Source organism: Trinickia dabaoshanensis, assembly GCF_002879885.1.
In the GTDB taxonomy this organism is placed as follows: Bacteria; Pseudomonadota; Gammaproteobacteria; order Burkholderiales; family Burkholderiaceae; genus Trinickia; species Trinickia dabaoshanensis.
The window spans coordinates 183,904-206,613 of record NZ_PNYA01000008.1; the positions used below are offsets into that span (position 1 = coordinate 183,904).

At 66.2% G+C, this 22,710-nt stretch carries 16 protein-coding genes; 3 read left to right on the forward strand and 13 right to left on the reverse strand.

Features of this window, described 5'->3' with window-relative positions; translation table 11 throughout:
* Positions 1-128: 128 nt before the first annotated feature.
* Positions 129-1,394 (forward strand): sensor domain-containing phosphodiesterase, encoded by a 1,266-nt coding sequence (locus C0Z18_RS11015; protein ID WP_102645487.1) that lies wholly within the window; start codon positions 129-131, stop codon positions 1,392-1,394.
* A 10-nt stretch (positions 1,395-1,404) separates the two neighbouring features.
* Here the strand turns inward: C0Z18_RS11015 and arfB are convergent, their stop codons facing one another.
* Genes arfB through recC form a run of 4 tightly spaced genes read right to left on the reverse strand, consistent with a single transcriptional unit; the run spans position 1,405 to position 11,267 of the window.
* On the reverse strand, positions 1,405-1,809 hold the full coding sequence (arfB, locus tag C0Z18_RS11020) for an alternative ribosome rescue aminoacyl-tRNA hydrolase ArfB (protein ID WP_102645443.1): 405 nt from the start codon (positions 1,807-1,809) through the stop codon (positions 1,405-1,407).
* On the reverse strand, positions 1,806-3,989 hold the full coding sequence (locus C0Z18_RS11025) for an AAA family ATPase (RefSeq protein ID WP_102645444.1): 2,184 nt from the start codon (positions 3,987-3,989) through the stop codon (positions 1,806-1,808). Before C0Z18_RS11025 ends, arfB begins: the two co-directional genes overlap by 4 nt.
* Before the next feature lie 25 nt (positions 3,990-4,014).
* Positions 4,015-7,812 (reverse strand): exodeoxyribonuclease V subunit beta, encoded by a 3,798-nt coding sequence (gene recB / locus C0Z18_RS11030; RefSeq protein ID WP_233217269.1) that lies wholly within the window; start codon positions 7,810-7,812, stop codon positions 4,015-4,017.
* The gene (gene recC, locus C0Z18_RS11035; protein WP_102645446.1) at positions 7,809-11,267 is read right to left on the reverse strand and encodes an exodeoxyribonuclease V subunit gamma; all 3,459 of its coding nucleotides are present in this window, start codon (positions 11,265-11,267) and stop codon (positions 7,809-7,811) included. The genes recB and recC overlap by 4 nt, the downstream gene beginning before the upstream one ends.
* A gap of 210 nt (positions 11,268-11,477) precedes the next feature.
* On the opposite strand from recC, the gene C0Z18_RS11040 reads away from it, so the two are divergent.
* Complete coding sequence (locus C0Z18_RS11040; protein WP_102645447.1) at positions 11,478-13,754, forward strand: FUSC family protein; 2,277 nt, start codon at positions 11,478-11,480, stop codon at positions 13,752-13,754.
* A gap of 20 nt (positions 13,755-13,774) precedes the next feature.
* Here C0Z18_RS11040 and C0Z18_RS11045 read toward each other — a convergent pair whose 3' ends face one another.
* The 4 genes from C0Z18_RS11045 to C0Z18_RS11060 all read right to left on the reverse strand — a co-directional run bounded on the left by C0Z18_RS11045 (position 13,775) and on the right by C0Z18_RS11060 (position 15,897).
* The gene (locus C0Z18_RS11045; protein WP_102645448.1) at positions 13,775-13,963 is read right to left on the reverse strand and encodes a hypothetical protein; all 189 of its coding nucleotides are present in this window, start codon (positions 13,961-13,963) and stop codon (positions 13,775-13,777) included.
* Positions 13,964-14,082: 119 nt separating this feature from the next.
* Entirely contained in the window at positions 14,083-14,535 is a 453-nt protein-coding gene (locus tag C0Z18_RS11050) for an Lrp/AsnC family transcriptional regulator (RefSeq protein WP_199189430.1), read from the reverse strand.
* Between the two features lie 137 nt (positions 14,536-14,672).
* Entirely contained in the window at positions 14,673-15,317 is a 645-nt protein-coding gene (locus C0Z18_RS11055) for an NAD(P)-dependent oxidoreductase (protein ID WP_102645450.1), read from the reverse strand.
* A 127-nt stretch (positions 15,318-15,444) separates the two neighbouring features.
* Complete coding sequence (locus C0Z18_RS11060) at positions 15,445-15,897, reverse strand: Rrf2 family transcriptional regulator (protein WP_102645451.1); 453 nt, start codon at positions 15,895-15,897, stop codon at positions 15,445-15,447.
* Between the two features lie 190 nt (positions 15,898-16,087).
* Between C0Z18_RS11060 and C0Z18_RS11065 the strand changes: the two genes are divergently transcribed.
* Positions 16,088-16,669, forward strand: coding sequence for a DJ-1/PfpI family protein (locus C0Z18_RS11065; RefSeq protein ID WP_102645452.1), 582 nt, complete (start codon positions 16,088-16,090; stop codon positions 16,667-16,669).
* Here the strand turns inward: C0Z18_RS11065 and C0Z18_RS11070 are convergent.
* From C0Z18_RS11070 to C0Z18_RS11090, 5 genes are all read right to left on the reverse strand, one after another.
* Positions 16,666-18,303, reverse strand: coding sequence for an ATP-binding response regulator (locus tag C0Z18_RS11070; protein WP_102645453.1), 1,638 nt, complete (start codon positions 18,301-18,303; stop codon positions 16,666-16,668). The two genes, C0Z18_RS11065 and C0Z18_RS11070, sit on opposite strands and share 4 nt — an antisense overlap.
* Entirely contained in the window at positions 18,300-18,791 is a 492-nt protein-coding gene (locus C0Z18_RS11075) for a response regulator (protein WP_233217270.1), read from the reverse strand. Before C0Z18_RS11075 ends, C0Z18_RS11070 begins: the two co-directional genes overlap by 4 nt.
* An 18-nt stretch (positions 18,792-18,809) precedes the next feature.
* Positions 18,810-20,414, reverse strand: a complete 1,605-nt coding sequence (locus tag C0Z18_RS11080) for a sensor histidine kinase (protein ID WP_102645455.1) — start codon at positions 20,412-20,414, stop codon at positions 18,810-18,812.
* Positions 20,415-20,504: 90 nt separating this feature from the next.
* Entirely contained in the window at positions 20,505-21,266 is a 762-nt protein-coding gene (locus tag C0Z18_RS11085) for an ABC transporter permease (protein WP_102645456.1), read from the reverse strand.
* Positions 21,263-22,192 carry an ABC transporter ATP-binding protein gene (locus C0Z18_RS11090; protein ID WP_102645457.1) on the reverse strand — a complete coding sequence of 310 codons (930 nt, stop codon included), beginning with the start codon at positions 22,190-22,192 and terminating at the stop codon, positions 21,263-21,265. Before C0Z18_RS11090 ends, C0Z18_RS11085 begins: the two co-directional genes overlap by 4 nt.
* Positions 22,193-22,710 lie beyond the last annotated feature (518 nt).

Sequence of the window (22,710 nt, forward strand, 5' to 3'; positions counted from 1 at the left end):
GACATGCCCGATCCTTTCGCTCGCTGCCGCCCGCGCGGCTTGCCGTGCGCGACCGGCACGATCTCTTTCCGCGTCTGGCACGGCGCCCGCCCCGCTCGGTCCCGGCACGCGGACGCGCGTCGCTTGCCATGTCCTCCAGACGGGACCTGACGCTCGCGGGCATCTTGCCGCATTTGCGCCGCGACAGCGGCGGGTGGCACATCGTCTATCAAGGCGTGACGCTGCGCAGCGCCTTTCAACCGATCGTATCCATTACGCATAAGCGTGTCGTCGGCTACGAAGCGCTGCTACGCGCCTCGCACGCCAACGGAGCGCCGATTCCGCCCGATCGACTATTCGCCCGAGCCAAGTCCACCGGACCCGCGCTCGCTCTGGAGCGGCTCGCCCGCAGCGTGCATTTCGCCAACTTCGCCGAGCAAAACATCGAGACGGGCTGGCTGTTCGTCAATGCGTTGCCGCAATTGCTGCGCGTGGGCCCCAGCCATCGCGTGTTCACCGACGAGCTGTGCGATTACTTCGGTATCGCGCATCACCGGCTCGTCATCGAGCTGATCGAGCAACCGAGCACCGACGAAGCGAGTTTCGATCGCCTCGTCGAAACGATGCGCGAGCGCGACTTGCTGATCGCCATCGACGATTTCGGCACCGGGTTTTCGAACTTCGACCGCATTTGGCGCATGCGCCCCGACATCGTCAAGCTCGATCGATCGCTCGTCGCCCGCATCGCCGCGCCGAGCGGAGACCACCAATTCGCCGCGCAACTCGTCACGATGCTCCACCGCGCGGGCACGATGGTGCTCGGCGAAGGCGTGGAATCGGAAGACGAGTTGATGACCTTGATGGATGCCGACGTCGATTTCGTCCAAGGCTTCTGGCTTGGCAAGCCGCATGGCTCGGTCGTGCAGGCTTGCGCCGACGCGCCCGAGCGGATCGATGCGATGTGGCGGCGCTTTCACACGCGCTCGGCCAGCGTGCCCGGCATGCCCGTCGAATTCGGCAGCGTGGAGGAAGCCGTCCTCGGCGGCGCGCGCGCCTACAAGGCCACCGACGATCTATCGTTTGCGGCGGAGCAGACGTTTCGCAGCCCTTGGGCGCGGCGCGTATTCGTCGTCGATCGTCATGGCAATCAGCAGCAAGCGTCCATCGCCTCCGAGCGTGAGGCCCAGTCGCCGCGGCTCGCCCCGCTCTTCCCCGATACCGCCAGCAATTGGTCGCGGCGCGCCTACTTCAAACGCGCCTTGGCCGCGCCGGGGCGCGTCGCCGTCATGGGGCCGCACTACTCGCTGACCGAAGGCAAGGACTGCTATACGGCCGCCGTCACCGTCGAACGGGCGGGCCAATTGGAAGTGTTCTGCGTCGATTTCGTCGCGAGCGTGCAGCCGCCCGCCGACTAGCCGGCGCACGTCATTCGACGATCCGGCCTCGCCCCGCTTTCACGCTGGAGCGGCGCGTCTTGGTCTCGAGACGGCGTACCGTCGAGGCGCGCGTGGGGCGCGTCGGAATCCTCGCGCGGCGCGTGACGCTCACGCTCGCGATCAATTCCTCGAGCCGGGCGAGCGCCGCGGCCCGATTCATTTCCTGCGTCCGATACTCCTGCGCCTTGATGACGACGACGCCTTCGCGCGTGATGCGCCGGTCCTCGAGCGCAAGCAGCCGCATCTTCAGCGCATCGGGCAGCGAAGAGGCGCGGATATCGAAGCGCAGGTGAATCGCACTCGATACTTTATTGACGTTCTGGCCGCCGGCGCCTTGCGCGCGCACGGCCGTGAGTTCGACTTCCGATGGCAATACCTCGTAATGCAACGTCATCGTGCCTCCTGCATCCGTGCGAACAAGCCGGAATCGCGCCGCGTGGGCGTGGCGATCGCCTCGGCCAGCACGTCGCGGCCCCCGACGATCCGGACCGTCTTGCGCGCGCGCGTAATCGCGGTATAGACGAGTTCGCGCGCCAGCACGCGGCTTTTCGATGCCGGCAAGATCAGCGCCGCATGATCGAATTCCGACCCTTGAGATTTATGGACCGTCAACGCGAACGCCGTATCGTGCGGCGGCAGCGCCGCGGGCGCGACGGCCCGCAGCCCCCCATCGGCCGTGCGGAAATAGACGCGCAACGGCCCTTCACGCGTGGGCAGCGCAATGCCGATATCGCCGTTGAACAAGCCCAGCGCGTAATCGTTGCGGGCGACCATGACGGCCCGCCCGGCGAACCAGTTCGTGCCGATCATGAGCGGTGCGCGGGCCGAGCGGCGCACATGTTCGGCCATCTGCGCGTTCAACGCATCGACGCCTCGTGCCCCCAAGCGCGTCGCGCATAGGATTCGGAAAGCGTTCAACGCATCGAAGAGCGGCTCGCAGTCGGGTTGCGGCTGAGCGAGCGCCGTCCTCAGCGCATGCGCGTACGGAGCAAACCCCTGCGCCAAGCGGTCGAGCGTCCGGCTGGCCAGCGCCACCCCGGCGTCCTCGTCCAGCACGGCCGGACCATCGAGATCCGCGCGCCCGTGCGGCTCGTGCTCGCCGAATAAATCGGGCTCGGCCGGTGCGGCGGCGCCCAACGTGTCGAGCGCGGCGTCGACGTCGCCGCGCCGAATGGCCAGCGACAGCCGGCCGATCGGCGAATCGAGCCCGAAACGATAATTGCGCTCGAGCCAAACGACGCAATCGACGAGCGGGACACCTCCGGTCGACGGCACGTCGTCGCGCGACGCGGGCTGCGCTGCCTGAACGAAGGGGGTACGCCCCTCCGGATGCTCCGGTTCCGCTAGATCGACCGCGTCTTGCTCCGCGCTCGTGCCGTCGCCCGCGTACCCGACGTCGGGCTCGTCGAGCCCCGTCCAGGTCCACGCGTCGTCGAGCGAACCGCGCAAATCGAGTTCGTCGAAGAGTGGGAAGGCGTCGTCCTCGTCCGGCAGCAGGTCGAGGGCCGACGTATCGAGACCGATATCCGCGGCATGCTCGGCGCGAGGCAGCGACGCGCGCACGCGCGCGCCGTCGGTACCGGTGGCCCGCGCGATGCGGGCGATGCCGGCCTCGCTGAAACGAGGGCTCGCGCTCAGTTCGGCGAACACGGCACCGGCCTCGACAGCCGCGAGTTGGTCCTTGTCGCCGAGCAGCACGAGGCGCGTCCCGGGCGACAGCGCATCGAATAGCTGCGCCGCCAAGGAGACGTCGATCATCGATGCTTCATCGACGACGAGCACGTCGTACGGCAGCGGATTATCGGGACCGTAGCGCGCACGCATCCCTTGCCCGAGTCCGAGCAAACGATGCAGCGTCTGAGAACTGCGGGGCAGCCGTGCCGCGATCTCCTCGGGCAGGCTCGAAGCGCGCGCAAGCAGTGCTTCTTGCATCCGCTGCGCCGCCTTGCCGGTCGGAGCGGCGAGCGCGATCGTCAAGCTCGGATGCGCATCGAGCAGACACGCCAGCATGCCGACGACGGTCGTCGTCTTGCCCGTGCCGGGGCCGCCGCTGACGACGGTCAACCGGCTCGAGAGCGCGAGTGCCGCGGCCGCGCGCTGCCAATCGACTTCACTCGCATCGGGCGGCCCGAAAAAACGCGCGAGCCGCTCTTCGAGCGCACTGGCATCGGCGTCGAGCCCCGACGCGTGGCCGACGACGGCGCGCGCCAGCCGGCGCTCGTCCTCGTAGTAGCGTGCAAGGTACAGCCGGCCGTCGCGATCGACCACGAGCGGCCGCAGTGCCTCGGCGTCTTCGGAGCCGTCGGAGACGACGCCGCTCGAGCGCAGCGCCGCCAAAGCGCTTTGCGCCGTATCGTCATAGCGCTGCGCCAGCCGAGCGAGCGACACGCAGACGTGTCCCGCGCCCGTCGCGCGACTCACCGCGAACGCGGCGCGACGCGCCCACTTCACGGCAACCGGCGCCGCACCGAGCCGCACGGCAAGCGCCGCGATGCGGCGCGCGAAGCCTTCGGCCAGCGCCGCGCCGAATTCACCGCCCTCGCGCGCTCGCGGCGATTGAACCGCGGTGCTCATACCGGCCTCCGGATCGATACTGGCGTCATGACGTCACCCCTTCGCTCATCAAGGCATCGAGCGCTTCGATCAACGCGCGCGCGGGGCGGCGCGCATGAACGCCGGCTTGTTGCGCGCCATCGCGCCACGATGGCCTCACGCCGCGCACGAACAGGTAGCTGTAGCCGCCAACGTGCGCATCGTAGTCGTAGCCGGGGCGGCGTGCCTTCAAGTAGCGATGCAGCGCGACCACATACAGCAGCGCCTGCAAGTGATAGGCATGATGCGCCATCGCTTCGTCGAGCGCGGCCGCGCCGTAGTCGGCGGGCGTCGCGCCGAGATGATTCGACTTCCAATCGATGATCCAAAACCGGCCCTCGTGCTCGACCACCAAATCGATGAACCCTTTGACGTAACCGGCCAGCGTCCCCGCCTCGAGCGCCACGTCGGGGTAGCCGTGGCGGGCGAGCAAATGCCGCAGCGCCGATAGATCGAGCGCCGGTGCCGCGAACAGAAACGGCCATTCCGTCAGCCTACGCGCCGGATCGAGCGCGGCGAGCGTCATGCCGGGCGCCGCTTCGGCAGCGGTCACGTCGGCGATGAGCCGCGCCATCATCGCCGGCAGATGCGCGGCCGTTTGCGCGTCGGCGGCGACGGGCCGCTCGAGCAGCGCTCGCTCGATGGCCGCGGGCCATGTCGAGGGATCGGAAAAGTCCGCCAACTCGAACATGCGATGCAGGCATTCGCCGGCCGCCGCACCGCGCGGAAACGCGAGAATATCGTCGGCGTCCAGCCACTGCGCGGCGCTGGCCACCGGCGCGGCCGGCCCCGGAGGCCAAGCCGGTCCCGCCGCTGCCAGCGCCTCTTGCTGCGCGGCGGCGAGCGCGTCGTGATCGGGCCTCGGCTCGTCGTCGATCGTCTCGCTCGCGTGCCGCGCCCCGGCCGCGGCGAGCGAACTGAAGCTCGCAATCCGCCAGGTTTCGGTCAACATGCCGTGCGGCGTGCGCGCAACGAGCCGCTTGGCCGATGACGTCTCGCGTGCAAGCGGGATGCGCCGGGCCGGCGACGGCAGCGGCGCGAGCGTGATCGTACCGTCGGCCAGCGATGCCCATGCCGCCTCGAGCGCGCCCTCCTCGGGCGGATCGTCGGACCACGCGTCGAAGGGCCGCCCGTCGCCCGCGACGAGCCAATTGAGCACGCTGCGACGGGCCTCCTTCGTGGAGCGCGACGAGAGGTACACGCCCGCGACGACGTAGCACCGATGCACGGCACGCGTCAGCGCCACGTACACGAGCCGCGCCCGCTCGGCTGCTTCCTCGCGCGCGGCTTCGGCTTGCGCGCGCTCGGCGTCGGCCCCCTCGCAGCCATAGTGCAGCACGGCACGCGCACCGGCCGGCGCATCGTCGTGATACTCGCTCGCGTCCGGCAAGCCGGTGCTCGCACCGGCCATGCGCGCACCGTCGTTCAGGAACGGGCAAAACACGACGGCATATTCAAGGCCCTTCGACTTGTGCACGGTCACGATCTGCACGAGGTCGCGATCCGATTCGAGCCGCAGTTGCGCTTCCTCGCCGCCGCCGCGCGCGCGTTCGGCCGCGAGCCAGCGCAGTGTCGGCGCGATGCCCGGATGCACGGCCGCCCGCGCCTGCGCGAGCTCGGCCAGGTGGCCCACATCGGTCAGCCGGCGCTCTCCGTCCCGTCCCGCGATGAGCCGCTCGCCGATCGCGAGTTCGCGCATCATCGTTCGCCACATCGTCGCGAAACCGCGTTCGAGCCAAAGCGACCGGTAGCGCGCGAACCGTTCGACCCAGGCTGTCGCCTCGTCGGCATGCGCTTGCGCCGGCGCATCGGCGAGTTGCGCGAGGCGCGCGAGCGCATGCCCATCGAGCCCGAACCAATCGCTGGCGAGCGCCGCCCGCAGGCGCCGCAAATCGCCCGGCGCATCGATCGCCGCGAGCACGCGCTCGAGCTGCTCCGCGTCGAGGGTCGCGAATACCGACGATTGCGCGAGCTCGACACTGCCCACCCCCCAAGCGGCCAGCACGCGCTTCATCAAGCTGCCTTGCTTGTGCGTCCGCACCAGCACCGCGATATCGGCCGGCGCGAGCGCGGCCTCGCCGAGCGCGACGCTGCCATCGCGCGCGCCGCGCAGCAAACGCACGATCTCCTGCGCGCACGCCTCGGCCGCCTGCCGCTGCGCATCGCGCTTCGGTAGCGTCGCCTCGCCCGACGGCAACATCCAAACGCGCAACGCGCCGTCGGCGCCTTGATCGCGCGCGGGATCGGACTCGTCGATCAGCGGGGCGCGCTCGCGCTCGGCCGCGCGCACGCTCGTGTAATCGAGCCCATCGAGCACGAACGCACGCGGATTGGCGCCGAAGATGCGGTTGCAGGCGGCGACGAGGGGCGGTGTCGAGCGCTGATTCACGGCGAGCGTGTAACGCGCCTTAGCCGCATGCCGCGCGGCCAGATAGGTATGCAAATCGGCCGCGCGAAAGCTGTAGATCGCCTGCTTCGGGTCCCCGACGAGAAACAGCGGCCCCGGCTCCCCATCTTGATCGGGGCCCGCGAAGATGCGCTCGAAAATCGCGAATTGCAGCGGATCGGTATCTTGGAACTCGTCGATGAGCGCGGCCGGATATCTCGCGCGCAACGTCTGCGCGAGCCACGGATGGTCGACGAGCGCGCCGTACAAGTTCGCCAGCAAGTCGTCGAACGATGCGACGCGACGCGTGCGCTTCATCGCCGCGAGCGAACGCGGGGCTTCGTCGAGCCAAAGCGCGAGCAAGGCGAGCCACCGCGTTCGATGCGCCGAGTCGGCGGCCTCGGCCGCGCGCGCGAGCGTATCGGCCAACTCGAAGAACGGATGCTCGGGCGGCGTCATTTTGACCTTCGTCGCCTTCGCGAGCGCGGTCGCGGTCAGTTTCGCCGCTTCGCGCGCGGGGGCCGCGTAGGGGTCGCCCTCGGCGAAATAGCGGTCCCAGGCATCGACCGCCGCTCGCACGGCCTCGGGTTTGTGCGACGTTTGTTTCAGCACGGACTGCGCGTGCTCGAGCAACTGCTCGATCGCTTCGCGCTCGCCGCGCCAAAGATCGCAGGCGGCGTCGAAGCGCTCCCTCGCATCGTCCTCGCCCTGCTGCTCGAGTGCCGGCGCTTGCTCGCCCAACGCGCCCCAGCGCAGGAGCGCCAACGGCTTTTTCAGCCTGCGCGCAAGCTGCGCGTCGAGCTCCAACGGGTTCGCGCCACGCGCGACGAGCCATGCCGCGAAGGCCGGATACGCCGCAGCCACGGGTTCCACCCGCTCGCGCCAAAACTCGGCGGCCAATTCGAAGCGCAGCGGCGCATCGTCGGCCTGCATCTCGAACGCGAACGGCATCGCGGCGGCAAACGGCGCCTCTTGCAGCGCACGCTGACAAAACGCGTGAATCGTGTGGATCGCGGCTTGATCGAACGTGGAGAGCGCGCGCCGAATGCGCTTGCCGGCCACGTCCCGGTCCAGTCCATTCTTGCCGAGCGTCGTCGACAGCAGTTGCGCGACGAAAGGATCGCCACCGTCGTCGGCCGTCTCGACGGCGCGAGCAAGCTCGGCCAGACGGCCGCGGATTCGTTCCTGCAATTCGGCGGTGGCCGCCTTCGTGAAGGTGACGACGAGAATTTGATCCGCGTTCAGATCGCGTTCGAGCAGCAGCCGCACGTACAGCGCGCAAATGTTCCAGGTCTTGCCGGTGCCGGCCGAGGCTTCGATTTGATTGACGCCCGCGAGCGCGCAGCGGAACACGTCGAGCGGCGCCGGCTCGTTCTCGGGCAGCGGGGACGCGCCATGGAGGCGATCGAGCGCGCTCATGCTTTCGCTCCGGTCAGATGCGCGGCCAACGGCTCGAACACGATGCGTGCAACGCTGCCGAACGCCTCGTCGAGCGAGAGCTCCGCCCCTCGCCATGCGATCGTGAGCGCCGGATCGTCGGATTCCCCGCGCACCCGGTCGCTGATCCAGGCGGCCAGTGCCTCGGCATCTCCGCCGTTCGCTTTGGCCCAAGCACTCTTGGGGAAAAAACGCAGCGGCAACCGGCGCCCGGCCAGGTAAAGCGCGACGAGCGGCGCAAGCTGCTCGAGCGGCGCGTCGACGCGCGCGAAGGCGAAGCGTTCGGTCGCCCCGTACCAAACCGTGCGGCATGGGCCGCCGGGATCGGCCGCGCAGTAGGCGAGATGCGCGAGCCAGGCATTCAAGTATTCGCGCGCGCTCGGGCTGGCATAACGGTAGAGCACCTGGCCTGCGTCGGTCACGCGGTTCAAGGTGCCCTGCAACTGCACCTCGGGCTCGCTTTGCAACGCTTCGCGCAGCGCCGCCTCGTGCTCGCCGAACAGCGCGACGCCATTCGTCTCGGGCCATCGCGGACGCACGTGCAACGTGAACGGCAAGCGCGATGCCCCGCCCGCCAGCGCCGTGCGCACGTTGCTCGCGAGACGGCCGAGCGCGCCGAGTTCACGCCGTTTGAGCACGTCGCCCGTGGCGCCCGCCGGCAACTCGGGACTCGTCTGCGCGACGCGCCACGCACGCGCGCGCGCCTGGTCGTCGTCGCGCTCGATCAGCCGCGGCAGCAATCGATCGGCGAGCGCGTCGCGCCCCGCGTAATCGAGTTCGAACGGCTCGACTTCGAGCAACTCGCCTTGCGTCTTGTCGAGCACGACGCCCAGCCGCTCGCGCAGCAACGCGCGCGCGGGGTGCTGCCAGAAACGTTGGAAATCGGTGAACGAAACCGGACCGGGCGGCTCCGGCGGCAACGGCGCGGAGAAAAACGGCGGCGCCATCGGCTCGGCATCGGCCGCCAGTTGCGAAGCAAGACGGGCACGCTCGGCGTCGTAAGTGAAAAGCGCGGGGCGATCTTCGAAGTAGGCCGATGCAAACGGCTGCAACGGATGCTCGACGACGAACGAGCGGCGCGCCGCTTCGAGTTCCGCGGGCGAAGCATCCGCACCCGCTTTCGCGCGCGCCAAATGATCGAGCAACTCATCGACGAGCGCGGCCGGCGGCAACGGCGCATTGTCGCGGATGCTGCGCCCCGTGTAGCTCACGAGCAGCCTGTCGCGGGCGGCGAGCAGCAGATCGAGAAACAGATTGCGCTCGTCGGCGCGACGCTGGCGGTCGCCCAATTGCGGCAACACCGCCATCAGGTCGAACTCGTCGGCGCGCGCGAGGCTAGGCAAGACGCCGTCGTCCATGCCGATCAGACAAATCGCGCGATACGGCAACCCGCGCAAGCTCGTCAACGAAGAAAACGTCACGCCGCCCCACGGCACGCCACCATGGGCCGCATCGTCGAGCGCGACCGTCAGCGCGGCCCGCACGACGGCGGCCGGGGCCTTTGCGTCGCGCGCGCCGTCGCGCATCGCCTCGAGCGCTTTTTCGAGCGCCTCGCGCACGTTCGCGAGCGCATCGGCGAACGGCGGCGACGCATCGAACAACCGCGCGAGCGCATCGGCCAGCAGCGCGCTCCAGCCGTCGCACGTCAGCGTCTCGCGCGCGCGGCGCACGAACCCGTACAAGTCATCCACGAAGCGGCCGAGACGCCCGAGCAATTGCGCCTCGGCCCCGCGCGCGCCGGCGACAGGCAGCCAGGCATCGACGGGCTCGCCGTCGTCGGGCATCGCATAGCCGAGGAAGAGCCGCGTGAGCGCGTCGGCGAATGTATGGCGCGCGCCCGTGACGGCATGCGCGGCGCGTTCGTCCTCGCCCGCCGGGGCCTCGGCGGCCAAGCCGCGGCGCGCGCCGGCCGCCGCGAGCCAGCTCTGCACGGTATCGAGCGACAGCGCGTCGATGCCGTAACGTGCCGCCACCGCATCGACGCGCAACCATTCGACGAGCTCCGGCGCGGTGACTCCGCGATCGGCCAGTGCGAGCCATTCGAGCAGGACACGCGCGATCGGGTTGGCCTGCGAGGGCGGCAAGCCCGTGATCCGGTAGGGAATGCGGCCGCGCTCCTCGCCGCGCGTGGTGCCGAAAACGGCATCGATGAGCGGCGCCGCGGCGGTCAAATCGGGGCACACGACGAGCACATCCGACGGCCGCAGCCCCGGCAATGCGTCGCCGCGAGCCGCCTTCGAGCCATCGAACCAGCCGAGCAGCCGGTCGTGCAGCACTTCGAGTTGACGCGACAAGCTATGACAGACGTGCACTTCGATGCCGCGCGCGTGCTCACCGGAGTCGAGCGGCGCATCGCACTGTTCCGGCTCCAGGTCGAGCATGGCGTTTTGAACGCGCGCGAGCCAGTTCGCCGAATCTTCATTGGGCGAGAAACGGGTGGCCTCGCTCGATGCCGCGCCTTCCGTCAACTCATGGAGCAAATGCAATTGCGCTTGCGTCTGCCGCCCCCACTGCGCGAGCAGCGGATGCCCGACCTCGTGGAAGTCGAGCGTATCGGCCGCTTCGAGGGCGAGCGCGCGCTGTTCGGTAACGATGTCGAACCAGAACTGCCGGCACGGATTGAACACATACATCCGGACGTCGATCCACCGCGAGAGTTCGCGCAGCAGCGCGATATAGAGCGGGGCGATCGTGGGCAGCGCAAACACGCTGACGACGCGCGGCCAACGCGCGCGCATGACCGCGTCGAGATCGAGCGTGCGCACGAGTTCGAGAAACCGGTGCGCGGGCGGCGCCGCGTCGAGCACCCCGGCCGCGCCGCCCTCCTGCGCGAGTTCGGTCAGCACGGCGCGCCAAAGCGCCGCCTGCCAGCGCTCGTCTTCGCGGGCGGCGGGCGTCGCGCCCGCGGCGATGGCCGAGGGGGCCGGACCGACCGGAGCGCCGTCGAAAATCGACTGCCCGTGCTGCCAACGCGCGAGCCACTCCGGGCGATACGTCAAATAGTGGTCGAATACGGTTGCCACGCGCCGCGCGAGTTCGAAGCGCATCGGCGCGTCGGCCGCCGAGAGATAGCTGCGCAGGCGCGGCGAGTCGAGCCAAGGGGCGCCGGTTTCGGGCGAGTCGCCGCCGGTGTCCGCCTCTTGCCCGAACAGCCGGTAACAGCGCCAGGCGAGCCGCTCGACGCCGAGCGGCGAATGCGCGGGCACCTCGATCACGCCGCCGATCTGGGTCCAAAGCCACTGCGCGAGGTAGCTGAAATTCACGTTCGCGCAGATACCGCGGCGCGCGGCGAGCTCCAGTTCGAGCCGGCGGCGCACGGCCGCGCTGGGCACGACGATCTCCTCGTGCGTCCACGGATCGGCGGGCATGGCGGCGAGATCCTCGACGAGCGCCTGCACGAGCGTTTCGTACCGGTTCGAATAGAAAAGCTGGAGCATGAACCCTTGGTCGATGAGCCCGCGAACGCACGCCGCGGGCGAAAAACGTCAGCATAACAAAGGCGCCGCCCGCTTTGCTGCTCGGGCGCGCGGGACGGCCGCCGGCAGGTCCTCATCCGCGCGCCGGCCGGCCGCGCCCGGCGCAGGCGAAATACGTTAGACTTTCACGCCAGCCCAGTCAGGCTCCTCCCGCTGCCCGCCGCGAGATCGATGCGCTACTCCAAAGAAATCGAAAAATTTCTCTACAGCCAATATTTTTTCGGTGGACTGCGCGCGGCCATCGGCGTATCGCTGCCGGCCGTCTTGTGCCTCGTCGTATTCCATAAGGCCGACCTCGGCTTCACGATCGCCACGGGCGCGCTCGGCGCCTGCGTCGTCGATATGCCGGGTCCGCTCAAGTACAAGCACAACGAGATGCTCATATGCAGCGTGCTCGGCTTCCTATCGGCGCTCGCCACGGGGCTTGCCACCGTCAATATCTTCGCGCTGTGGGCCACGATCGTCTCGCTGACCTTTGCGCTATCGCTGACGGTCGTCTATGGCAATCGCTGGCCGCAAATCAGCTTCGCGACGTTGTTCATGATGGTGATGACGCTCGAGGAGCATTTCACGCCGCTGCAAGCGCTCGTCAACGCCGGTTGGATCTTGCTGGGCGGCCTCTGGTACACCTACTGGGCCACGTTGATTTCGCAGTGGCAAGCGCATCGAATCGAGAAGCAAGCGCTGGCCGAGAACGTGTTCGCGTGCGCCGACTACCTGCTTGCGCGCGCCGACTTTTACGACGTCGATGCGAACCTCGACGCGTGCTACGACAAGCTCGTGGAAAAGCAGACGTCGGCCGTCGAGATGCAGGACGCGGCGCGGGCGATCGTGTTGCGCAACTTGCCCAAGCTTCGGCGCGGCAAGCTCGACCCGCGGCGGGTGACGCTATTCAACCTGTTCATCAATACCGTCGATCTGCACGAACTGTTCGTCGGCGCGCATACCGACTACCCGCTCTTGCGCAGCACGTTCGGCAACGCGGACGTGATGCTGTTCTTTCGCGATTTGATTCGCAAGGCCGCAAGCGATCTCGAGGAAATCGGCTTGGCCGTCTTGCAGAACCGGCGGCCCGATTCGCGCATCAACGTGAAAGCGGAAATACGCGCGATCGAATACGAGATCGAACTCATGCGCAAGCAGGGCCTGCCCGAGCGCAACCCCGAGGCGTATGCGGCCGCATCGGCCTCGTTCCGGCGCATCTGGAGCGCCGTGCGGCTGATCGACAAAATGAAGAAGAGTGTCGGCAGCGACACGACGAGCGTGCAGACCGAGGTGCGCATCGACCACACGTTGATGCGCTTTCTCTCGGGCCGGCGCGTCCCGCTCCCGCAAATTTTCTCGAATCTGACGATGGCCTCGCCGAGCTTTCGCCACGCGCTGCGCGTGACGATCGCGGTGGCCTTGGGCTTTTGGCTCGGGCGTTTGCTGCCGCTCACGAACGCCTACTGGATCGTGATGACGACGCTCATCATCATGAAGCCCGGCTATTCGCTCACCAAGCAGCGCAACACGCAGCGGATCGTGGGCACGGCGATCGGCTGCGCGGCCAGCCTCGCGCTGATCTGGTTCGTCAAGGCGCCGCCCGTGCTGCTCGTGTTCATGTTCGCCTCGATGGTGATGAGCTACAGCCTTCTGTTGTTCAACTACGCGGCAAGCGTCGTGTTCACGTCGTCGTACGTACTGCTGCTCTTTCATCTGCTGGCGCCCGGCAACATGCGCATCATCGGCGAGCGTGCGATCGATACCTTGGTCGGCTGCGCGCTCGCAATAGCGGCAAGCCGTTTATTCCCCTATTGGGAATACCGGCTCATGGGCAAGCTCGTGACGGAGATGCTCGCCGCGACGCGTCAATATCTGGAAAGCGCATGGTGGTGGGGCAACGCGCCGCGCGCCGGGTCCAGCGCTGCCACGGCGAGGACGGGCACCGCTATCGGCACCGATGCGCCCGGCGCGGACGAACGCGACTTGCGCTACCGCTTAGCGCGCAAGAACGTGCATATCGCGTTTGCCAACCTGGCCCAAGCGTTTCGCCGGATGATGCTCGAGCCGAAGGCGCATCAGCGCTTCGTGCCGGAGTTGAACGACCTGCTCGTGCAAAGTCACGTGCTGGCCGCGCACATCACGGCGGCCGCTCCGCTGCTGCGCGGCATGGCCGAGCGCGAGCCCGACGGCTCGCAAGCGTTGCAGCGAGCGCTCTCGACCGTGCGCGAGAACCTGACGCGCGCGCAAACGGGCGAAGCACCGCCCGTCGATCAGGCGGAGACGACGAAGCAGCTTACGCGGGAGCTCGACGCAATGGTCGTCGACATCGAACGCGCCGGCACGCAGCCGGCCGAATTCATCGGCGAAATCAAGCTGCTCGCCCTGCAATGCAAGCAGATGCTCGCCGCATCTTTTCTGATTCGCAAAGACGCGGGCGTGATCCGTCTACCGGCCGAAGCCTGACGGACGCTTGCGAAGCGCGCTTACTGCGAGGCGCCGGACGCGCTGGCGGCCACGGGTGCCGAAGGCGCCGCGTTTTGCTCGTCGTACTCGCGCTTGCCCTTGATCGCATTGAACAGGAACGTGGCGATCCCGATCAACACGACGACGACGATGAGCACGGCAACGCGTGTCGTGGGGTTCGATTTGTTCGAGTGGCGAGGATCGGTCATGGATGGTGGGCCGCGGCGCGCCTAACGGCGAGCCGCCGAGCCGAAATAGCGAGACGAAAGACGGCATTCTACGCGCAACGGCGCCCGACGCAACGGCGCTCGGCGCAACGGCGCCCGCCTCACCTAACCGGCAGCGCCGTCGAGTATTTGATCTGCTCCATCGCGAAGCTGGAGCTGACGTCGAAGAGCGGCACCGCGCGAATCAATTGTTTGTAGACGCGATCGAAATCGTCGATATCGGAGACGACGATACGCAGCAAATAATCGGTCTCGCCGCTCATCCGATAGGCTTCGACCACCTCGGGGATGTCGCGCACCACCTGCACGAACTGGCGCGCCCACTCTTCGGTATGCTGATTCGTGCGCACGGCGACGAACACGGTCGTGCCGACGCCGAGCTTGCGCGCGTCGCACAACGCCACTTGCGCCCGAATGACCCCTTCCTCCTTGAGCCGCTGCACGCGCTTCCAACATGGCGTCTGCGAGAGGTTCACGCGGCTCGCGAGTTCCGCGATCGGCAGCGTCGCGTCGGCTTGAAGCAGCTCGACGAGCTTGCGATCGATAGCATCCATTCCCATTTCGATCTCCTGCTGGAATATTTTTCTACGTTTTATAGAGATCGTGGAATTATAAGGAAACTATTTTTACGCATAAACCGATATAAATGGGGCCCCACGAAAGGAACCCACCCTCGTTCGCGCCTAGCCGTTCAATACGCGACGGTCGCGATGCGGCGCACGAAACGGTTTTGCTCGATTTCGTCGACGAACGCGGCCGCATAGTCCTCCGCCGAGATCTTGCTCATACCGTTCGCATCGACGATGAGCGTATCGGCCCCCGTGCGGAACGTGCCGGTCTTGGTGCCGGGCGCGATCATGGCCGCGGGCGCGAAGAACGTCCAATCGACGTCGGTCGCCGCGCGATATAAGCCAAGCGCCTCGCGATGCGCGAGCGCCACGCCCTTATAAGCGGCCGGAAAGCCTTCCGTATCGACGAGTTGCTTGCCCGGCGCGACCTCCAGCGACCCCGCGCCGCCCACGGCGACAAGGCGTTTCACGCCGGATAGTCGCGCCAATTCGATGAGCGCGCGCGTCGCCTCGATGACCTTCGAGGGGTCATCGTGCCCCGGGCCGTAGGCGCTCGCCACCGCGTCGAAGCCGGCGATGCGCTCGGCATTCGGCGCCGGGTCGAATAGGTCGCCGGCGAGCACCTTCAACTGCGGCAGCGATTGCACGGGCTTCGGCTGGCGCGAGATCGCGGTGACTTCATGGCCGCGCGCGAGCGCTTGCTCCGCGATACGCGATCCGATCATTCCCGTTGCCCCGAACAGGGCGATTTTCAAACGTCGTTGCATGTTAGGCTCCTATCGAATCGATGTGTAACTTCTGTAGTTACACTTATAGACAAAAAAAATGAGAGGCAACACCTCTCGTTCACTTCATCGGCGCTTAGCCGCGCGGCAAACCGAGCCGCCGTTCGAGCTACCGCTCTGCCCGCGCACTGCCCAGGGCGCTTTCGGCCTCGATCACGCCCGCTGTCACATCGGCCAAGGTGCGCGCACCAAGCGACGCTTCCATCGCCCGCTGCGCGTCGTCCACGATGCCCACCAACACCTGCTGGATATGCCGGCCGACCATGCAGGCCGGGTTCGGCGCCTCACGGTGCAGGCCGAATAGCTGGGCTTCGTCGACCGCGCGGTAGACGTCCACGAGCCGAATCTGGCCGGGCGCGCGCGCCAGCAACGCGCCGCCGCCCGCGCCGAGCTGCGACGTGGTGAGCCCCGCCTGAGCCAGCATCGACAGCAGCCGGCGGATCAGCGCCGGGTTCGTATTGACGCTGCCGGCGATGATGTCCGACGACAACGGCTCGCCTTGCTGCAACGACAGCAACGCCAAAATGTGAACGGCATAGGCGAAACGACTGCTCGTGTTCATGACTTACGACCGGCACCAGAACTGTAACCATGATAATTACATTTAGCTCGGCATGCAACCCCTGCCGCCTTGCGCCACTCCGGTGCAATGCCGTTGGCATTCGAGGAGTACACTGCCCGCTTCGTCCCCGCTTCGTCGTAAGAAGCGCAGATCCGTTGTCGTCTACCCCTCACCAGAGAAGGAGCAGGCCATGGCCGCGAAGAAGATTTTATTTCTGACGGGCGATTTCGCAGAAGATTACGAAACGATGGTGCCGTTCCAGGCGCTGCAAGCGATTGGACACACGGTCGATGCCGTGTGTCCCGGCAAGCGGGCGGGCCAAAAGATCAAGACGGCGATCCACGATTTCGAAGGCGACCAAACCTACACCGAGAAGCCCGGTCACCAGTTCACCCTTAACGCGACGTTCGATGAAGTCGACGCCGCGAGCTACGACGCGCTCGCGATCGCCGGCGGCAGAGCGCCCGAATATCTGCGTCTCGACGCAAAGGTCATCGAACTCGTGCGCGATTTCGCGCGGCAAGACAAGCCGATCGCCGCGATCTGCCACGCCGCGCAATTGCTGGCGGCCGCGGAGGTGATTCGCGGCAAGCGCATTTCGGCCTATCCCGCTTGCGCGCCCGAGGTTCGGCTCGCGGGTGCGGAATACGCCGATATACCGGTCGATGCGGCCGTCACCGACGCGCCGTTCGTCACGGCGCCGGCATGGCCGGCCCATCCCGAGTGGCTGCGTCAGTTCCTCGTGTTGCTCGGTACGCGCATCGACCTTTAAGCGTCGCCGACGAACGGCGTCGTGCGTCCCGCGAGCGCGGCTACCACGACCACCAGCTCTAGCGGATCGACGGGCTTGGCCAAATGGGTCTGGTAGCCGGCGAGCAACGCGCGGCGCCGGTCCTCGCTGCGCGCGAAGGCGGTCAGCGCGGCAGCCGGCGTGCTGCGCCCGCGCTGCCCTTCCGACGTACGCAGCCGCCGGATGAATTCGTAACCGTCGACGCCCGGCAATCCGATATCGCTGACGATCACATCGGGTGCCTGCGCCGCGCACGCGTCCAACGCTTCGGAGGCGGACGCGAACGCCAGCGTCGTCGCGCCTCGCTCTTGCAAGACGCGCTCGACGAGTTCGCGCGCGTCCGGCTCATCTTCCAACACCAGCACGCGCAAACCCGCCAGCGCCGGGGGCGCATCCAGTTCGAGCGCCTCGGCGTCCTGCTCGCGCGCCGGCTCGGCGACCGTTGCCGGCAGCGTGACGATGAACTTCGCGCCGCAGCCCGGTCCGTCACTGCATGCAACGATGCGGCCGTCGTGCATCTCCACCAGTTGCCGCGCGATCGACAGCCCTAGCCCGAGCCCACCGTGCTGACGCGCGATGCCGGCGTCCTCCTGGCAAAAACGCTCGAACACGCGCGGCAAAAACTCGGCGGTGATGCCCTGGCCGTTATCGGTGACGGTCAATTCGACTTCGCCGTCGCGCCGTTGTAATTTGACCTCGACGCACCCGCCCTTACCTGTGAATTTGACGGCATTCGACAGCAGATTCCAAACGATCTGCTGCAACCGGGAAGGATCGCCGAGCACGGCGCCGACCGCATCGAGCGACGCCACGACGCGGATATCCTTGGCCTGCGCCGTGGGATCGACGGAACGAATCACATACTCGACGACATCGACGAGATCGACGCGTTCGGCCTCGAGCCTGAGCTTACCGGCGAGAATGCGCGAGAAATCGAGCAGGTCGTCGACCATGCGCGCCTGCGCGCGGGCGTTCCGATCGATGACGTCGAGTCCTTTGCGGAGCGACTCCGAGACGCTCGCATCGCGCAAAAGAAATTGGGTCCAGCCGACGATCGCATTGAGCGGTGTGCGCAACTCGTGCGATAGCGTCGCGACGAATTCGTCCTTCATCCGCGAGGCACGTTCCGCTTCCGCCCGCGCCACGCGTTCGGCCGCGAGCAGCGCCTCACGCTCTTCCGCCAGCGCCCTGAAATGCGCCTCGCGTTCTTGTGCGCGCTGCGCCTGCGCCAATTCGCGCTCGATGCGCCGCTCGCGCAATACCCGCTCGATCGCTTCGGGCAGGTATTCCAAATAACCTTCGCTTTTCGGCACCACGTCGGCGACGCCCGAACGCAGCGCCTCGATCACACGCGCTTCGTCCGCAAACCCGGTGCAAAGAATGGCGGGCAAGACGAGCCCTTGGGCGCGCAGCGCGCGCAAGAAGTCGAGCCCCGTCTCGGCGCTCCCGAGCGCATAGTCGACCACGATGACGTCGGGCGGCTCGGCGTCGAGCGCCTGACGCGCCGCGGCCGTGCTCGACGCGGTGCTCACGCGGTAACCGGCTCGCGCGAGCGAGCGCGCGGCCAGCCGCAAGAGCCCCTCGTCGTCGTCGATGAACAGCGCGTGAGCGCTCATCGAGTCGCCGCGGGCAGCTTCACCACCTGCAAGAAGAATCCGAGGCGGCGCACCGCTTCGATGAAGGCATCGTATTCGACGGGCTTGGTCACGTAGACGTTGCAACCGAGTTCATAACAGCGCTCGATTTCGCGCGGATCGTCCGTCGTCGTCAAGACGATGACGGGCAGAGACGCCGTACGCCGGTCGGCCTTGAGCCGGCGCAACACCTCCAAGCCGTCGATGCGCGGCATTTTCAAATCGAGCAGGATCACCGTCGGCGGTAAATCCTCGCGCATGAACTGCGAAGGTTCGTTAAAGAAATAATCGAGCGCTTGCTGGCCGTCGGCGAAACGCGTGAAGCCGTTGGTCAAGCCGGCGCGCCTCAAGTTACGCTCGATCAGCGTCGCGTGGCCATCGTCATCCTCGATCAGGATGATGCCCACGGACTGGCCCATCGTGGGCTGGCCCGTGCCTGCGTGGCCCGAGGCCCCAGTTGGGTTGTGCATTGTTGCTTCCTCGATTCGTTAAGCGGCGACGACCTGCTTGGCCGCCTCCGGTAGCGATAGATAGAATGTCGTGCCCTCGCCTTCGGTCGATTCCGCCCAGACGCGGCCGCCATGGCGTTCGACCATGCGGCGCACGAGTGCGAGACCGATGCCCTCGCCGGCGGCCACGTTGCCGTGCAGTCGCTGGAAAGCGTTGAACAGACGGGGCATGGCGCCGGCCGGGATGCCCAGGCCGTTGTCCTTGACGTAAAAGATGCGCAGCGTGCGCACGCCGCCTGGCGGCGCCGGCAACGCGCCGATCTCGATGCGGCCCGGGCGGTCCGGATCGAGATAATTGATGGCGTTGCCGATCAAATTGGCGAAAATCTGCTCGAGCGCCGTCGGGTCGCCCCATACCGGCGGCAATTCGTCCACGACGATCTCAGCGCGGCAAGCGCGAATCGATGCCTGCATCGCGTCGAGCACGTGGCGCACGACGGACCCGACGTCGACCTCTTGACGCCGGTACTCGACGCGTCCGACGCGCGAGAGGCGCAGCAGCGAATCGATGATATGGGCCGCCCGCAACACGGCGCTTTGCAAATAGCGCAGCGCCTCGCCGATGTCCTCGTCGATCAGCCGCTCGATGCGCTCGCGTTCCGCGGCCTCGAGCGACGAGGCGCGCACCGCGTGGCGTAAATCGTCGCATGCGTGCGTCAGTTCTTTCGAGAAGCCTTGCAGGTTCACGAGCGGCGCGCGCAGATCGTGCGACACGCTATAGATGAACATCTCGTTTTCCTGCGTCTGCTGATGCAGCGTCTCGTTGGTGCGGGCGAGCTCGTCGGCGCGCCGTGACAAATCGCTTTGAAAGCGCGCTTGCAGCCGCTCCGATTCGAGCAACCGCCGGCTCGTATCGTGCAAGATTTCGTCGAGTTCGGCGATTTCGTCGTTGCCCGCGGACGGCGGCCCGAGCGGAGCGCTCTGCGCGAGCCGCGCCGCGTTGTCCGACAGCCGCGCGAGCCGCCCGCGCAAGCCGCGCGTGAACAAGAACACGGCCAGCGCGGTCATGACGAGCGAGCCCAGCACAACGGCTGCAGTCAGTTGCTGCTGCTGCGCGAGCGCTTGCGCCGCCTGCGCCGAACGCATCGCGTCCGTGCGCAGCTCTTCGTTCTGGAACGCGGTCAACTGAGTCCGGAAGCGATCGACCACATCGGCGCTCGTTTGAGCGCGGATCCGCTCCAGCAGATCACTGCGCCGTCCGGTGCGCAATAAATCTTGCACGCGATCGGACCATTGCCGATAGGCTTGCACCGTTTGACGGATCTGCGCGGCGCGCTCCACCTGGACAGGGTTGTCCGCCACCAGATCGACGAGGTGGTCGATCCGGCGATCGAGATCGATCCACAGCGTGACGGGCGTGGAAGAATCGCGTTGATTCTTGAGCACGGCGCCGCGCATGCGAACCGATTCGATCAGGACGGGCTCGAGAATCGCGTTGGTCTGGCGCAGTACGTCCTTGCTGTGCAACGCCCACTGCTCCGCCTGCTGCGCGTCGTTCTGTGCCTTGACGAGCCCGGAAAGCAACGCGAGCTCGACCGCCGTCGGTATAGCGATCAGCAACAAGCCTTTGGTGGTCAGTCTCATTCGCGGTCGAATCGTTTCGGGTGCCCGGCCGGCGGAGCACCGGCGATTGACGCATTATGTCGGCGTTTTTAGCGAATGACAAAGCCGTCGTTAAGTTTTGAGGCGATAGCCCGTTTTGAAAATCCATGCCACGATGCCGGTGAAAATCGCCAGAAAAACGGCCGTCATGCCAAGACTGACCCCGACATGCACGTCGGCGATGCCGTAAAAGCTCCACCTAAAACCGCTGATGAGATACACGACCGGGTTTGCCAACGCGATCGTGCGCCAAACCGGCGGCAAAATGCCGATCGAATAGAAACTCCCTCCGAGAAACGTCAGCGGCGTCACGATCAAGAGCGGGACGACCTGCAGCTTTTCGAAGCCGTCGGCCCAGATTCCGATCACGAATCCGAACAGGCTGAACGTGACCGAGGTCAGCACGAGGAACACGACCATCCAGAATGGGTGATCGATGCGCAGCGGCACGAAAAACGCCGCGGTCGCCATGATGATGAGCCCGAGCATGATCGACTTGGTCGCCGCCGCGCCGACGTAGCTGAGCACCATTTCGAAGTACGACACGGGCGCCGTCAGCAGCTCATAAATCGTGCCCGTGAATTTCGGAAAATAAATCGCGAACGAGGCATTGCTGATGCTTTGCGTGAGCAGCGAGAGCATGACGAGCCCCGGCACGATGAACGCGCCGTAGCTGATACCGTCGATCTCTCGAATGCGCGAGCCGATCGCCGCGCCGAACACGACGAAATAAAGCGAGGTGGAAATAACGGGCGATATGACGCTTTGCATCAGCGTGCGCCACGTGCGCGCCATTTCGAAGCGATAAATCGCGCGCATAGCGTGAAAGTTCATGAGCGGTCCTTGACGAGATCGACGAAGATGTCTTCGAGCGAGCTTTGCGTCGTTTGCAAGTCCTTGAACAGAACGCGCGCGTCCTCGAGATCCTTGAGCAGCGTGACGATCCCGGCGCGTTCGGATTGGGTGTCGTCGTAGGTGTAGGTGAGCGCGCCGCCGTCGGCCGATAGCTCGAGCGCATAGTCGGCGAGTTGCGGCGGCACTTCGGCGATCGGCGTGGCCAGTTGCAGCGTCAACTGCTTCTTGCCGAGCTTGCGCAAAAGCTGCGTCTTTTCCTCGACGAGCACGATCTCGCCGCGATTGATGATGCCGATGCGATCGGCCATCTCCTCGGCTTCGTCGATATAGTGCGTCGTCAGGATGATCGTCACGCCGGTTTCCTTCAGCGAGCGCATGAGTTGCCACATGTCGCGCCGCAACTCCACGTCGACGCCGGCCGTCGGCTCATCGAGAAACAACACTTGCGGCTCGTGCGCCAGCGCTTTCGCAATGAGGACGCGCCGTTTCATCCCGCCCGATAGCGTCATGATCGCGTTGTTGCGTTTGTCCCACAGCGAGAGCGCCCGCAGCACTTTCTCCAGATGGGCGGGGTCCGGCGATTTGCCGAAGAGCCCTCGGCTGAAGGCCACCGTCGCCCAGACCGTTTCGAACGCGTTCGTCGTCAGCTCTTGAGGCACGAGGCCGATCATCGCCCGCGCGCGCCGGTAGTCCTTGATGATGTCGTGCCCGTCCACCCGTACCGTGCCTTCGGTCGGGTTGACGAGCCCGCAAACGGTGCCGATGAGCGTGGTCTTGCCCGCCCCGTTCGGGCCGAGCAGCGCGAAGATTTCGCCGCGATGGATCTCGAGATTCACGCGCTTGAGGGCCTGGAAGCCCGACGCGTAGGTCTTCGATAGATTTGAAATAGAAAGGATCGTTTGCATTATGTGCCGTCCGTCGGACCGGCGCCGGGGCTCGACGCCAAGTTCGGATGGACGCTGACGATAGCAGAAGCGCGGCGGCGCTGCCGCCGAGCAACACGAAACGCATCGTGCCGGCCCCTGTCGAACGGCGGAGAACCCAATGGGATCGGATCCACCCGGCCAAAAACACGAAAAAAAAGGCGCCACGTTGCCGTGGCGCCTTAAAGAAGTTCTAGCCATTCCGAGGGCCGTGCTAGAACCTGAGAGACGGTATCTCGAAGCTGAGATCTCTGCGGCAACCGAAGGTTCGCTCGATCAACACATCGCCTTCGATGCGTCGCTCCGAAATGAGATTCCATTCTTTCTCTTTCGGCTGACGAAGTCAAGATAATTTTTTCCGAAAAGTTAACAGGTACCCCACCGCCGGTATCGATTTCATTCGCATCAACAAGTAAAAATTACTTGCTTCCAGGGATGAGGTGGCTGGCGTAGACTGAACGAAACGTCAGACGTGAAACTGAATTTCAAAAAACTGTCAC

Excerpts from the sequence above, each read along its gene's own strand:
- C0Z18_RS11015 (WP_102645487.1), top strand. The coding sequence starts at position 129 with ATGTCCTCCAGACGGGACCTGACGCTCGCGGGCATCTTGCCGCATTTG.
- arfB (WP_102645443.1), bottom strand. The coding sequence starts at position 1,809 with ATGACGTTGCATTACGAGGTATTGCCATCGGAAGTCGAACTCACGGCC.
- C0Z18_RS11025 (WP_102645444.1), bottom strand. The coding sequence starts at position 3,989 with ATGAGCACCGCGGTTCAATCGCCGCGAGCGCGCGAGGGCGGTGAATTC.
- recB (WP_233217269.1), bottom strand. The coding sequence starts at position 7,812 with ATGAGCGCGCTCGATCGCCTCCATGGCGCGTCCCCGCTGCCCGAGAAC.
- recC (WP_102645446.1), bottom strand. The coding sequence starts at position 11,267 with ATGCTCCAGCTTTTCTATTCGAACCGGTACGAAACGCTCGTGCAGGCG.
- C0Z18_RS11040 (WP_102645447.1), top strand. The coding sequence starts at position 11,478 with ATGCGCTACTCCAAAGAAATCGAAAAATTTCTCTACAGCCAATATTTT.
- C0Z18_RS11045 (WP_102645448.1), bottom strand. The coding sequence starts at position 13,963 with ATGACCGATCCTCGCCACTCGAACAAATCGAACCCCACGACACGCGTT.
- C0Z18_RS11050 (WP_199189430.1), bottom strand. The coding sequence starts at position 14,535 with ATGGATGCTATCGATCGCAAGCTCGTCGAGCTGCTTCAAGCCGACGCG.
- C0Z18_RS11055 (WP_102645450.1), bottom strand. The coding sequence starts at position 15,317 with ATGCAACGACGTTTGAAAATCGCCCTGTTCGGGGCAACGGGAATGATC.
- C0Z18_RS11060 (WP_102645451.1), bottom strand. The coding sequence starts at position 15,897 with ATGAACACGAGCAGTCGTTTCGCCTATGCCGTTCACATTTTGGCGTTG.
- C0Z18_RS11065 (WP_102645452.1), top strand. The coding sequence starts at position 16,088 with ATGGCCGCGAAGAAGATTTTATTTCTGACGGGCGATTTCGCAGAAGAT.
- C0Z18_RS11070 (WP_102645453.1), bottom strand. The coding sequence starts at position 18,303 with ATGAGCGCTCACGCGCTGTTCATCGACGACGACGAGGGGCTCTTGCGG.
- C0Z18_RS11075 (WP_233217270.1), bottom strand. The coding sequence starts at position 18,791 with ATGCACAACCCAACTGGGGCCTCGGGCCACGCAGGCACGGGCCAGCCC.
- C0Z18_RS11080 (WP_102645455.1), bottom strand. The coding sequence starts at position 20,414 with ATGAGACTGACCACCAAAGGCTTGTTGCTGATCGCTATACCGACGGCG.
- C0Z18_RS11085 (WP_102645456.1), bottom strand. The coding sequence starts at position 21,266 with ATGAACTTTCACGCTATGCGCGCGATTTATCGCTTCGAAATGGCGCGC.
- C0Z18_RS11090 (WP_102645457.1), bottom strand. The coding sequence starts at position 22,192 with ATGCAAACGATCCTTTCTATTTCAAATCTATCGAAGACCTACGCGTCG.